Source organism: Paraburkholderia strydomiana, assembly GCF_046030495.1.
Lineage (GTDB): Bacteria > Pseudomonadota > Gammaproteobacteria > Burkholderiales > Burkholderiaceae > Paraburkholderia > Paraburkholderia strydomiana_A.
Genome location: NZ_JAQQCJ010000014.1, coordinates 54,542 through 66,930, shown reverse-complemented (window position 1 = coordinate 66,930; position 12,389 = coordinate 54,542). Strand labels below are relative to the sequence as shown.

11 protein-coding genes and 1 pseudogene are annotated in these 12,389 nt (G+C 59.6%); 3 read left to right on the top strand and 9 right to left on the bottom strand.

From position 1 onward, the window contains the following. Positions 1 to 37: 37 nt before the first annotated feature. From urtE to PQQ53_RS19495, 5 genes are all read right to left on the bottom strand, one after another. Positions 38 to 742: an urea ABC transporter ATP-binding subunit UrtE gene (gene urtE / locus PQQ53_RS19515; RefSeq protein WP_408325426.1), complete on the bottom strand. Its 705-nt coding sequence runs from the start codon at positions 740 to 742 to the stop codon at positions 38 to 40. 2 nt (positions 743 to 744) lie between these two features. Next, positions 745 to 1,500 carry an urea ABC transporter ATP-binding protein UrtD gene (gene urtD, locus PQQ53_RS19510; RefSeq protein ID WP_408149409.1) on the bottom strand — a complete coding sequence of 252 codons (756 nt, stop codon included), beginning with the start codon at positions 1,498 to 1,500 and terminating at the stop codon, positions 745 to 747. Beyond that, entirely contained in the window at positions 1,497 to 2,633 is a 1,137-nt protein-coding gene (gene urtC, locus PQQ53_RS19505) for an urea ABC transporter permease subunit UrtC (protein ID WP_408149411.1), read from the bottom strand. Before urtC ends, urtD begins: the two co-directional genes overlap by 4 nt. Further along, complete coding sequence (gene urtB / locus PQQ53_RS19500; RefSeq protein WP_408149413.1) at positions 2,630 to 4,240, bottom strand: urea ABC transporter permease subunit UrtB; 1,611 nt, start codon at positions 4,238 to 4,240, stop codon at positions 2,630 to 2,632. Before urtB ends, urtC begins: the two co-directional genes overlap by 4 nt. Before the next feature lie 85 nt (positions 4,241 to 4,325). Next, positions 4,326 to 5,573, bottom strand: coding sequence for an urea ABC transporter substrate-binding protein (locus PQQ53_RS19495; protein WP_408149415.1), 1,248 nt, complete (start codon positions 5,571 to 5,573; stop codon positions 4,326 to 4,328). Positions 5,574 to 5,975: 402 nt separating this feature from the next. Between PQQ53_RS19495 and PQQ53_RS19490 the strand changes: the two genes are divergently transcribed. Together PQQ53_RS19490 and PQQ53_RS19485 are read left to right on the top strand one after the other, a co-directional pair. Further along, positions 5,976 to 7,163, top strand: a complete 1,188-nt coding sequence (locus tag PQQ53_RS19490; RefSeq protein ID WP_408149417.1) for a transporter substrate-binding domain-containing protein — start codon at positions 5,976 to 5,978, stop codon at positions 7,161 to 7,163. After that, positions 7,160 to 7,762 (top strand): ANTAR domain-containing response regulator, encoded by a 603-nt coding sequence (locus PQQ53_RS19485; RefSeq protein WP_408149419.1) that lies wholly within the window; start codon positions 7,160 to 7,162, stop codon positions 7,760 to 7,762. Before PQQ53_RS19490 ends, PQQ53_RS19485 begins: the two co-directional genes overlap by 4 nt. 149 nt (positions 7,763 to 7,911) lie before the next feature. On the opposite strand, the pseudogene PQQ53_RS19480 reads toward PQQ53_RS19485, so the two are convergent. Continuing rightward, positions 7,912 to 8,943: pseudogene (locus tag PQQ53_RS19480) on the bottom strand (PDDEXK nuclease domain-containing protein). 33 nt (positions 8,944 to 8,976) lie between these two features. Here PQQ53_RS19480 and PQQ53_RS19475 point away from each other — a divergent pair. Beyond that, on the top strand, positions 8,977 to 9,441 hold the full coding sequence (locus PQQ53_RS19475; protein ID WP_408325668.1) for a recombinase family protein: 465 nt from the start codon (positions 8,977 to 8,979) through the stop codon (positions 9,439 to 9,441). Positions 9,442 to 9,686: 245 nt separating this feature from the next. Here the strand turns inward: PQQ53_RS19475 and PQQ53_RS19470 are convergent, their stop codons facing one another. The 3 genes from PQQ53_RS19470 to PQQ53_RS19460 are packed head-to-tail and all read right to left on the bottom strand — an operon-like array spanning position 9,687 to position 12,330. Then, positions 9,687 to 10,673 (bottom strand): ABC transporter substrate-binding protein, encoded by a 987-nt coding sequence (locus PQQ53_RS19470; RefSeq protein WP_408325423.1) that lies wholly within the window; start codon positions 10,671 to 10,673, stop codon positions 9,687 to 9,689. A gap of 53 nt (positions 10,674 to 10,726) precedes the next feature. Continuing rightward, positions 10,727 to 11,536, bottom strand: a complete 810-nt coding sequence (locus tag PQQ53_RS19465; protein WP_408149423.1) for an ABC transporter permease — start codon at positions 11,534 to 11,536, stop codon at positions 10,727 to 10,729. Beyond that, a complete protein-coding gene (locus tag PQQ53_RS19460) occupies positions 11,533 to 12,330 on the bottom strand; it encodes an ABC transporter ATP-binding protein (RefSeq protein WP_408325420.1) in 798 nt (265 codons plus the stop codon). Before PQQ53_RS19460 ends, PQQ53_RS19465 begins: the two co-directional genes overlap by 4 nt. Between the last annotated feature and the right edge of the window lie 59 nt (positions 12,331 to 12,389).

Genomic DNA, 12,389 nt, shown 5'->3' with positions numbered 1-12,389 from the left:
GGTTGTCGAAGTGAATGTGTGCAACGCCGGCGCCGCATCACACTGAAATTAGCGCTCTGACGTTGTTGGTTTCCATCTGATCCCCAGAGCCCGCCGACACGACTTGCCCGCGCACCAGCACGACATAGTCGTCGGCTACCGCCTGCGCGAAATCGAAAAACTGCTCTACCAGCAGGATCGACAGCGATCCTTTCAGCGAACGGATCACCGCTTCGATCTCCATCACGATCGACGGCTGGATGCCCTCTGTCGGTTCGTCGAGAATCAGCAGCTTTGGATTGGTCAGAAGCGCACGGCCGATCGCAAGCTGCTGTTGCTGTCCGCCCGACAGATTGCCCGCAATGCGCCGGCGCATCGTCTTCAGCACAGGAAAGGTATGAAAGACGTCGTCGAAGGAAAATTGCTTGCCGTTGGCGGTCTGATTGCGCTCACCCGTGTAGGCGCCGATGCGCAGGTTTTCCTCGACACTGAGTCGCGGAAAGATCTCGCGTCCTTGCGGTACGTAGCCAAGGCCCGCGAGCGCGCGTCGATGCGACGGCGTGCGCGTCAGCGGCTGGCCCGCCAGTTCGATTTCGCCACCTTTGACCGGCAGCAACCCGACGAGGCACTTCAGCAAGGTCGTCTTGCCCACACCGTTACGGCCGAGCACGACGGTGCAGGCGCCTTCGGCCACGTTCAGCGACACGTCGCGCAACGTGTGGCTGCTGCCGTAAAACTGATTGAGTACGGAAATCTTCAGCATGTTCACCGTCCGAGATAAACCTGAATCACGCGTGGATCGTTGCGCACGCTCTCCATCGATCCCTCACCGAGCAGCTGCCCCTCATGCAACACGCTGACGAGGTCCGCGATCTCGCCGACAAAATCCATGTCGTGCTCGATCACCACGACCGCCCGCTCGGGCGACTTGAGCCGCGCGATCAATTCGGCGGTACGCGCGGTTTCGTGGTCGGTCATGCCGGCAACCGGTTCGTCGAGCAGGATCACTTGCGGATCGGCGACGAGCAGCATGCCGATTTCGAGCCACTGCTTCTGACCGTGCGAGAGCGTGCCGGCCATCCGCTGCCCTTCGTAGGCGAGACCGATCGTCTCGAGCACTTCGTCGATGCGCCGGTTCTGTTGTGCACCGAGGCGCGAGCGAACCATCGCCGCATATCCGCGACCGTTGCGAATCGCGAGTTCGAGGTTTTCGCGAACCCGCAACGCCTCGAACACGCTCGGCTTCTGGAACTTGCGGCCGATGCCCAGGCGCGCGATGGACGTTTCGTCGAGCGTCGCGAGGTTCGTGACCTTGTTCAGAAAGACCTCGCCGCGGGCCGGGCGGGTCTTGCCCGTGATGACGTCCATCAAGGTCGTCTTGCCCGCACCATTCGGACCGATGATGGCGCGGATCTCGCCGTAACGGAACTCCATCGACAGATTGGTGATCGCCGCGAAGCCGGAAAACGTGACAGACAGGCCGCTGATATAGATGGCCGTAGCCCGTTGCGGGGTGGTCATTGGCCACCTCCCTTGCTTTCGCTGGCGGCGGCCTTGAGCGTGCCCCACACGCCGTTGCTGAAATAGACGACGATCACGAGCGTGACGGCGGCAAGAATGAACGGCCACACCGCCGGCAGTTGCGCGGTCAGCCAGAACTTGAGTCCGTTGACCACGATCGCGCCGACGATTGCGCCGATCAGGGTGCCGCGCCCGCCGATGGCCACCCACACGGCAATCTCGACGGACAGTTGCGGCGAAACGATAGTCGGGTTGACGATGCCGACCTGCGGCACGTACAGCATTCCGGCAAACGCGGCGAGGACCGCCGAGAGACACCATGCGAAAAGCTTCAGCGTATGCGTGCGGTAGCCCAGGAAGCGCATCCGCGCTTCGTCGTCGCGCACCGCGATTAGCGCCCGGCCGAAACTGGAGCGCGCGAGAAACCGCAAGCCGCAATAGGCCGCCACCAGCAGCAGGCACGAACATACCGCGAGGCCGATCTGCGTGGACGTATCGGCAAGCTTGCGGCCCGCGAGACTCGTGAATCCGGTCATGCCGTTGTTGCCGCCGAGGCCGACGTCGTTGATGAACAACAGCAGCATCAGCGCATACGTGAGCGCCTGCGTGATGATCGACAGATACACGCCGTTGATGCGCGAGCGGAACGTGACGAAGCCGAACGCGCCTGCAACCAGCACGGTGACGACGATCGTGACGAGGATTGTCACGTCGAGCCGCGAGAGCATCGTCCATGCGGCGGGAAACTCGTGCGCGCCCATGTATTGCATGAAGTCCGGCAATACGTGCGTCTCAGCATAGGCGCCGTTCAACAGATAGATGGCCATCATATAGCCGCCTATGCCGAAGAAGATACCGTGCCCGAGGCTCAGGATGCCCGCATAGCCCCAGACCAGATCGAGCGCCAGCGCGAGCAGCGCGAAACACATGATCTGTCCGATCAGGTTGATGCCGAACAACGACAGATGCAGCGCATTCGACTCCGGAATCACAAAATAGGCAAAAGGCAGATAGAGCGCCACCAGGACCAGCATCGGAACGATGCCGACCTCCACGGTCTGGCCCATCCATTTCGTTGCGAATGCCGACAGGGTGAATCTCCTGCTGGTACGCGGATCGGGAAACGTGTTCATACGCGGGTCTTCAATGCAAAGAGTCCTTGCGGGCGCTTCTGGATAATCAGCACGATGAGCAGAAGCACGGCGACCTTGGCGGCAACCGCTCCGTAGAACGGCTCGATAAACTGGTTGATTTCGCCGAGCGCGAGCGACGAGACGACTGTCCCGGCGAGACTGCCCGCACCGCCTAATACCACCACCATGAATGAGTCGACGACGAAGCCCGCGCCCATCGACGGATTGACGCTGGCGATCTGCGTCAACACCACGCCGGCCAGTCCCGCGAGGCCAGCGCCCAGGCCGAACGCGATGCGATCGACGCGCTCGGCGGGCACGCCGAGGCAGCGCGCCATGTCGCGCAGCTGCGTGGTGGCGCGCATCAGCAATCCGAGCTTCGTGAAGCGGACCACGGCAAAGGTTGCGAGGAAAATCAACACGGCGAGCACGATTGCAAACACGCGGTTATAGGTCACGAAAAAGCCGGGCGCGACCTGCATGCCGCCGTTGAGAAAGCCGGGCGTGATGAACTCGACGTTCTGCGAGCCAAATAGCACCTGAACCAGCTTGATCAACGCGATGCTGACCGCCCAGGTGGCGAGCAGGGTCTCCAGCGGCCGGCGATACAGAAACCGGATGACGAAGAATTCGAGCAACATGCCGCACGCTGCGCAGATCATGAACGCCGCGGGAATCGCAACGAAAATGTAGGCGTCGAACCAGCCCGGCAGATAGGCCTGCATGAAACGTTCGACGAGGTACGTCGCGTACGCGCCGATCATGATGAATTCGCCATGCGCGAGATTGATCACGCCCATCAGGCCGAACACGATCGACAGGCCGAGCGCCGTCAGCAACAACACGCCGGCGTAGCTCAAGCCGCTAAACAGAATCGACAAGCCCTTGCCGAGCGACAGCCACGTGTCCATATGGCGAATCGCGTCCTGCACTGCGGCCAGCACATCCGGATCCGAGCGCACGGAATCCTGCGCCGCAAAGTTCGCCAGCGCGGTGCGCGCGGTTTCGCTCGGCACCTCGGCGACGGCCTTGATCGCCGCCAGACGGTCGGCCTTCACATTGCTGTTCAGCCCGCGTTTAGCCAGAGCCAGCGTGAGAACGGTCGCGATATCCGGGTCGTGCTGCGCCTTGACCGCACGGGCGACAACAGCGGGATCGAGCAACGCAAAGAACTTGTCGACTTGCCGCGCAGCCGTCGCGCGAGTGTCCTGCTGCGGCGAGAAGAGGTCCATTTCCGCCGACGCCACCGCGAGCCTGCGCATCATCACGATGCTCGGCACATAGGGCGAATCCGCCAGCGCGTTAGCGCGCGGCTGAAGGGTCGCGGCGTCGAGCGCGGGGTTTCCCTGCAGCGTCGTCTGGCCGTCTGCGCCGCACACCAGCGCGCCGTTACGAATCGCATCGACGACCTGACGCGCCCACGCACGCTCACGCGCATCGTCCGACACGCCAGCTTCGACGAGTTGCTCCAGTGCAGCGGCCTTATCGCCGTTGGCCGCGCAGAACGACGTGAGCATCGCGGCGCGGGCCGGCGCTGCGCTTGCCGTAGTGGCCCAGACAAGCGCCAGACAAGCGATCGCGAAAAAGATCTGCCTGAAATTGATCATGGGTGTTTCCATTCGATCCTGCTACGGGGATCGGCATGCCTGCGTATGCCGATCCCACCACTGCCTGACTATTCGACAGGGGCTGTCAAGCCTTGCCGATGAACGGGCTGAATGGCACCGGCTTCTCGATGTCCTTGGACTTCCACATAATGTCGAAGCCCTGGGTCGCGTTGATCGAGCCGATCATGTCGCCGCGCCACAAGTACTGCGTGGAAGCGTCCATCTTCACCGTGTAACCCGCCGGATCGACCATCGATTGACCCGCGAGCGCCTTGCGCACAGCGTCCGTGCTGGTGGACTGCGCTTTCGCCACAGCCTGCGCCCACAGATTGATGCCGAGATAAGTCGACACCATGGGGTCGATCACCATGTCGGGGCGATGCTTCAGGTTATGGGCGCTGACGTAGTTCTTCCAGTCGCTCTTGAATTGGGTGTTCTGCGGCGTAACGACGTTCTGGAAGTAGCACCAGCAGCTGAGGTGGCCGACCAGCGGCTTCGTATCGAGACCTTCCAGATCGCTGTCGACCACATCGAGGCCAAGGATCGGAATATCGGTTGCGCGCACGCCCTGATTGATCGCTTCCTTGAACATCGCCGGAATCGAATCTCCGACAACCGTCATCACGACGATGGCCTGGCCGCCCGGTTGCGCGGCGAAGTCCTTGATGTCGCGCACGATGGTCTGGAAGTTCGACTGCCCGAATGGAACGTAGTGTTCGCGCCATGCCGACTCAGAAATGTTCTTGGTCTTCAGATAGCCCTTGAGCATCTTGTTGATCGTGCGTGGCCAGACGTAGTCGCTGCCGATCATATAGAAGCGCCTGGCGCCGCCGCCCTGCTCGCTCATCAGGTAATCGATCGCCGGGAGCACTGAGCTGCTCGGCGGCGAGTTCAGATAGACGACGTTCTTCGATTGCTCTTCGCCTTCGAAATGAAGCGGATAGAACAGCAGACTGTCCTGCGACTCGACCACCGGCAACACCGACTTGCGCGACACCGACGTCCAGCAGCCGAACAGCGCGGCGCATTTGTCGCGCAGGAGCAGTTGCTTCGAGAGCTGCGCATACATCGGCCAATCCGACGCCGGATCGACGACGACCCCCTGAAGCTTGCGCCCGAGCACGCCGCCTTTGGCGTTGATCTGATCGATCGTCATCAGTGCCGTATCTTTTAGCAGCGACTCGCCGTTGGCCATCGTGCCCGATTGCGAAAACAGCAAGCCGAGCTTGATCGGATCGCTGGCTCCCGCGGCAAACGCAGCCTTGGGTAGCGCAGTGCCCGCGGCGCTCACCAATCCGGAGCCGACTGCCGACAGGAAGGTACGTCTTTTCATTTGCTTCACTCCGACATGGATTAGAAATCGCAAACGCAAAAAGCCCGAAACCAGACAAGCTGGTTTCGGGCTTTTTTGGCCGGTGCCGCTCAAGACGCCTTTGTCTCGAACAGCAAAATGGATGCTATAGACCCCCGTGATACTCGGCGAGTCAGCGCATCTCTCTATGCAATGGCCATGCCAGATTTTGCAGTCAGTCGTGATGCGCGCCACAAAACCCTTTTGCGAGCGCATGCAAATTGATCAGTTGCGTTTCTGTCAAAGCGGAGGGCATCATAAATAACGCAGTCTACGCGGCTGACTGGCTCAGCACCGCACAAAGACAGTGCGCATACGCACCAGCCGCGTGCCGCGTGCACAAACAGCGCACTTCCCAAACGTAGTGACCATCGGTTCTGACGAATGACCCGTATTGATGCCGACCACACCTCGGACCCAATCAGAATTGGCGTGCTCTACTCACGCTCAGGCGTGACCGCAGCCGCGGAACTCACTCAACTGCAAGCCACCATGCTTGCGGTGGAGGAAATCAATCGCGCAGGCGGGGTGTCGGGCCGCGAGATCGAGCTCGTCTGTCTGGATCCGCAATGTCAGCCGCGGCGTTATGCCGACCTCGCCGAACAACTGATCCTCGAACACCGGGTTCGGGTCATCGTCGGCTGTTATATGTCCAGCACGCGCAAGGCGGTCATTCCGATTGTCGAACGGCACAATGCGCTGCTGTTCTATGCGACGCCGTATGAAGGCTTCGAATACAGCCGTAATGTCATCTATACGGGTGCGGCACCGAATCAGAACACACTGCCGCTCGCCGGGTTCATGCTCACGCAGTTCGGCTCACGCGTGAGCATGATCGGTTCAGACTATGTGTGCCCATACGAATCGAATCGGGTGATGAGCGATCTGATCCTCGAACGCGGCGGAGAAAAGGTGGACGAAACCTATCTGTCGCTCGATGCACCGTGGGAGAGTTATCTGCGCGTCGCAAAGCGGATCAAGCAACTGGCACCTGACTTCATTTTCTCCACCGTAGTCGGTGAAGGCATTCCGCATCTGTACCGCGCGTTCGCGCAGGTCGGGCTCGATCCGTACCGCACGCCTATCGCCAGCCACATGACCAGTGAAGCCGAAATCGCGGTCATGGGAAGCGACCTCGCACAAGGACACATCACCTCGGCCGCGTACTTCCAGAGTGTCGATACAGCAGCGAACCACGACGCCGTCGCCCGCTATCAAGCCCGCTTCGGCGATGATCAGCCGACCAACATGTGCTGGGAAGCCTCCTATTTCCAGATGCATCTGCTCGCGGATGCGATCCGCCGCGTCGGCTCCGACGACCCGACGCTGTTGCTGCGAGTGTTGCCCGGACTCGAGTTCGACGCGCCGCAAGGCCGCGTGCGTATCGACGAGCACAATAACCATACATACCTGCATCCGTTGATCGGCCGGGTCGACGCGCATGGCCGCTTCGACATAATCGGACGCGCGCCTGAACGCGTGAAGGCGGACCCCTACGTCGTCTCTCACAGCACGCCGGCGTGGACCGCGCAAGTGCATCCTGAACTCGCACGCGCGGGAGCGGTTCGATGAAGCGGACCGCGCAGACGCCGGCGATCCTGCGCGACCTGCGTTCGCTAAAAGTCGTTGTGATTCATCCGCAGGATCAGGATGGCGAAGAGTTGCTCGCGCAGCTTCAGCGCATCGGCTGTGACGTGCAGGTATGCTGGCCGCGCCTCGACAGCTTGCCTTCCGACACCGGCCTCGTCGTCATGGCAATGCGTCCCGAGGCGCTGTCGGTCGACTATCCGTGGCTCGGAAGCAGCATGTCGCCGCCGGTGATTCCCGTCGTGACCTACGAAAATCCGATCACCATCGAAGCGGTGCTGCGATTGAATGCGTTCGCTACGATCCCGTCGCCGGTCCGCTCGTTTGGCTTATTGACCGCCATCGCTGTCGCGCTCACGCAATTCAAGGCATCCCGCGCACGTGAGCGATACATCGAGCGGCTCGAGCAGAAGCAGGCGAAAGGTCGGGTGATCCAGCAGGCCACGCGGATCGTAATGGACTCGCGCGGCATGTCTGAAGAGGATGCGTATCAGCTGCTACGCTCAAAGGCCATGCTCAAACGCGAACAGATCGAGACGGTGGCCGGCGACATCGTCAAGGCACACGAAACCCTGAGTTTCTAACTTGGGCGCGGTGGCGTCGCGCAACCTCGCCATCCATGTATCGCAACGCGGTTGATCCGCAACGGTAACGAGGCCACCCGTTCTTCGAGCGGATAGAAGACGGGCCTCTAGCCAAAGGCATGAATAACTTCGTATTCGCTCTCATCCCGTCATTTCAAACTTGACGAAGCCCCGGTACGCCTCTGCAGTTCCGCCGTCGTGCGCTCCAGTTCATGTACGATTGTCGCCTCGTCTGGGAGCACCGTCTGGTATTCCGCAGCGAGAATCTTGTTCGGCAGGTTGTCCAGCGCGTAGTGTGCTTCAGCCGCTCCTTTTTCGGCGCAAAGGATCAGACCGACCGGTGGATTCTCCCCAGGCTTCATCCAGTGCTCGCGTGCGTAGTTCAGATAGAGATGCATCTGCCCGGCATCCGCATAACTGAAGCGACCGACCTTGAGATCGATGATGACCAGGCATCTCAAACGTCGATGGAAAAACACCAGATCGACCCTGAACCACGTGTCGTCGATTCTCAGGTGGCGCTGCAGGCCAATAAAAGCGAAGTCGTCGCCGAGCTCCAGCAGGAAATCCGCCAGATGCTGGATCAACGCCTCCTCAAGATCCGACTCCGAGTACTCGTCCTTGATGTCGAGAAACTCGAGTACGAACGGGTCGCGAATCGCCTCTTCTGGCGTGAGGCGATCACCCGGCTGGACATCCGCGGCTTTCCTGAGCAGGGCCGCCTTGTTCCGCGACAGCGCCAGGCGTTCGTAAAGCTGACTGCTGATCTGGCGGTCCAGCTGGCGCACCGACCAGCCTTCGCGCAGCGCTTCGGCTTCATAGAAGGCACGAAAGGCCGCCGTCTTCACTGAAAGCAGGCGCACATAGGCCGACCAGGACAAAGGAAAAGCCTGCGCGACGGCACCCGGTTCGGGACCGTTTCGCGCAGGGGGCCCGGAATGCGGAAGTCCGGCGGAAATTGCAGACGGCGCCGGGACAATCCGGGAAGACGGCGATTTTGCAGACAGCGTCTACAAAATCTGTTCAGTCGGCCAGGCAAGGTAAAAGGCCCGCATTTGCGCAAGATTGCGCCAGCCGAAACCACGGCCGACCCGCTGCGACAGGTCGGCGCCCAGACGCGTGATCAGTGCCTCGCCGTATGCGGCACGGCCCTCACCACCCTGCTCAAACTCGCCTAGCAGCGAAGCACATTACGCGAGGCCGGCTGCACACGGATCTTCGAAGAAAAGGTCAGTGGCGCGAAACGCGACAGGCCCGAGCTTGGCCGTCTGCTTGAGCATCTCCGCGCCGGCGACGTGGTGACGGTCACCCGCCTTGATCGGTTGGCCCGGTCTACGCGCGACCTGCTGGACATCGCGGAACGTATCAAGGACGCCGGGGCGGGTCTGCGATCGCTGGCTGAACCGTGGGCAGACACGACCACCCCGGCCGGTCGCATGGTCCTCACCGTGTTCGCCGGTATAGCGGATTTCGAGCGCTCCCTGATCGTGGAACGTACCAGCGCCCGACGGGTTGCCGCCAAAGCGCGCGGCGTGCGCTTTGGCCCAACTCCAACACTTGATGCTGGACGTATCGTCCACGCGCGCCAGCTTATCGAGCAAGACGGAAAGCCTGTAGCTGAGGTTGCCCGCCTGCTTGGGGTCCATCGGGCCACGCTTTACCGGGCGCTAGAACGATGACGAGAAAGCATTGAACGGACGAGCGACCAGCCATGCCGGCAACTGCTAGCGTACGATTTTTTCCGAATTCTGAGACGACCCCATCCAGGTCTACGTCTTGAACTCGTCAAGTTGATACAGCCTCCGCGGAGGTTTAGCATCCAGGCATTTTCGGCGTACGCAAAGGGCCGAGTCCTGTGCAATATAGAACCCGGCCCTTCGGTACTCAGACGCCTTAAATCTTTTTCTCTTACGCAATTCCTCCGCTATTTCGGACACCACGCCGGATCCGAAAATTTCGGCACATCCGCTTCCGTGAGCGTGGGCAGTTGCTTCATCTCCCGGAGCATCTTTACCACCGTTACCAATCCTTCGCGGTGCACGCATCCATCCAGCCACGCGTGCGGCTTGACGAATGCGTCGTACGCTTCCTGGGCATCCGACTGCTTCGCGCCCGTCGCGTTCATCAGAATGCGCTGTGCTTCGGTTGCGTTCGCAGGATCGTACAGCCAGTGCAGCGCATTGACCTGTGCACGCAGCATACGGCGCAGGACATCGCCATTCTTTTCTGCCCAATCGCGCCGAACCGTCTGCGTGCTCAGCATCAGGTGAGGAAACAGATCGGGCGCAAAAGCGAGCCGGTGAAAACCTTGACCGGCCAAGCGCGAGTCCGACGGCGGCGTGAACAAGCCCGCATCAATCAGACCTGCGGTCATGGCAGCCATGCGGCGATTCTGATTGCCCCCGATCACCCACTGCACATCCTTGTCCGGATCGAGGCCGCCATTGCGCAACATCTTTTTGGTCACATAGGTAAAGACGTCGATCTCGGATACGGCTCCGATCTTTTTTCCTTTCAATTGAGAGATCGATGTGATGTGTTGACCGCCGATCAGACTATAAGGATGTCTATCCGTACTGAGACCCACCGCAACCAGATCCGACTTCTTCTGAATCGCATAGACCAGCTGTGTGGAATCGGCAAATGCGATATCGATCGAACCGCCGATCAGCGATGTAACCGTGATGTTCGGATCGATCTGCATCGTCTTCACATCCAGACTCTGTTGGCTGTAAAAGTCCTTCTTGTCGGCCACATAGTTGGGCCAAAAAGCAGCACCGTAAGACGGAATGGCGTAGCGTACCGTCGCCATCCCTTCGCCCGCCGAGGCAGACATCGATGAAATGCCGATGACGATGGATGCAATGACTCCCGCACCCATCTTCAAAAACGCTCGATTATGCTTTTGCAATGTTGTCTCCCCACGAATTGCCCGATGGCTTAACCGTTGAATAGTCGACGTCGTTACTCGCCATCCTTGCGCCAAGGGGCAAGTGCCTCTTCCATTCGTCGAACGATCGAGGTAAGACCGACACCCAAAAGCATCAACACGAGGATCGGCACAAACATGGATGCCGTGTCGTACTGGTTGCCATACTTAACGATCAGTGCGCCCAATCCAGTCAAAGACGTAAAAAACTCTGCAACCACCATGGCGATAATTGCACGGCCGATTCCTAGCCGAAGCCCCGTCATCATGTAAGGTGCCGACGCCGGCAAGATGATTTTGAGGAACACTTGCCGTTCGTTGGCGGCAAACGCAGTACTGACATCAATCAGCGCCCGCGGCACGTTACGCACGCCCACCGCGGTGTTCATCAGCACTGGGAACATGGCCATCAGCGTCACAATGAAGAGTTTCGCCGCGTCGCCGAGGCCAAACCAGAGCACGACGAGCGGGATAAGCGCGACCAACGGCGTGGCATACAGCGCATTGACGAACCAGTCAGTCGCGGCGTCGAAATAACGGTAGCGGCCGATCAGCAGGCCCAGCGCAGCACCAATGACCGATGCCCCAACAAAACCGACCAACAGTGTCGTCAAGCTACTTCGAATCGCACCGAGCAACTCGCCATTGGCAATTAGCGTCCTCGCCGCCTCCAGGATCGCCGTGGGATATGACATGAAAAGCGGATTGACCTGCCTCCCAAAAAATTCCCACGCGATCAAGACAGCGATAATGGAAACGATGCGAATGATTTGCGACTTATCGAAATTGCGCTTCGGAGCCTCCATCAGTTCTATCTGCGGCTCTGCCTGTTCTTGATGAATCATTGCTTAACCTCTCGACCTCGAATCGAAGACCAAATTTCAGCGCGAATTGCCTGAAATACGGGATCGCCGCGTAACTCCGGCAGAAGTGGACGTGGATGTTGAAATGGAATCTCGATCACTTTTCGCACGCGGCCCGGCTTAGCTGCAAGGGTGACCACGCGGTCCGATAGATAAATGGCTTCATCGAGATCGTGTGTAACAAACAGCACGGTCGTGTGCGTTTCCTCGTGAATGCGCAGGAGTTCACACTGAAGCACTTCCCGGGTTTGTGCATCGAGCGCGGAGAATGGCTCATCCATCAATAGAATGGATGGCTCGATCGCAAGCGCACGAGCAATACCGACACGCTGCTGCATACCGCCCGATAACTGATTCGGATATTGCTCCGATGCGTGTCCGAGACCAACGAGTTCGAGCAGCGCCTGGACCTGAATCCGACGCTCTTCCTTCGGAACGCCCTTCAACTCCATCCCGAACTCAATATTTTTTCGTGACGTACGCCACGGCAACAAGTTAGCTTGCTGGAATACGAGACCGCGATCACGGCCCGGTCGCGTGACGGGCTTACCGTCGATCAGGACGTCGCCGCCATCCTGCCTCACCAGGCCCTGGATAATACGCAGAAGCGTGGTTTTTCCGCAGCCGCTCTCCCCAATCAAAGAGACTATCTCGCCCTGCTCGACACCGAAATCAACGCCGCCAAGAACATCGATAACTATATCTTCTTCGCGACTTTTCCCTCTGACACGAAAAGACTTTTTTACACTCCGTACTGCTAACTTTATCGCGTCCAACTTTCGTCTCCTCAGTAAATTTTGTTCACCGAATTTACAAACCACCTACAGTTTATTTC

Excerpts from the sequence above, each read along its gene's own strand:
- urtE (WP_408325426.1), bottom strand. The coding sequence starts at position 742 with ATGCTGAAGATTTCCGTACTCAATCAGTTTTACGGCAGCAGCCACACG.
- urtD (WP_408149409.1), bottom strand. The coding sequence starts at position 1,500 with ATGACCACCCCGCAACGGGCTACGGCCATCTATATCAGCGGCCTGTCT.
- urtC (WP_408149411.1), bottom strand. The coding sequence starts at position 2,633 with ATGAACACGTTTCCCGATCCGCGTACCAGCAGGAGATTCACCCTGTCG.
- urtB (WP_408149413.1), bottom strand. The coding sequence starts at position 4,240 with ATGATCAATTTCAGGCAGATCTTTTTCGCGATCGCTTGTCTGGCGCTT.
- PQQ53_RS19495 (WP_408149415.1), bottom strand. The coding sequence starts at position 5,573 with ATGAAAAGACGTACCTTCCTGTCGGCAGTCGGCTCCGGATTGGTGAGC.
- PQQ53_RS19490 (WP_408149417.1), top strand. The coding sequence starts at position 5,976 with ATGACCCGTATTGATGCCGACCACACCTCGGACCCAATCAGAATTGGC.
- PQQ53_RS19485 (WP_408149419.1), top strand. The coding sequence starts at position 7,160 with ATGAAGCGGACCGCGCAGACGCCGGCGATCCTGCGCGACCTGCGTTCG.
- PQQ53_RS19465 (WP_408149423.1), bottom strand. The coding sequence starts at position 11,536 with ATGATTCATCAAGAACAGGCAGAGCCGCAGATAGAACTGATGGAGGCT.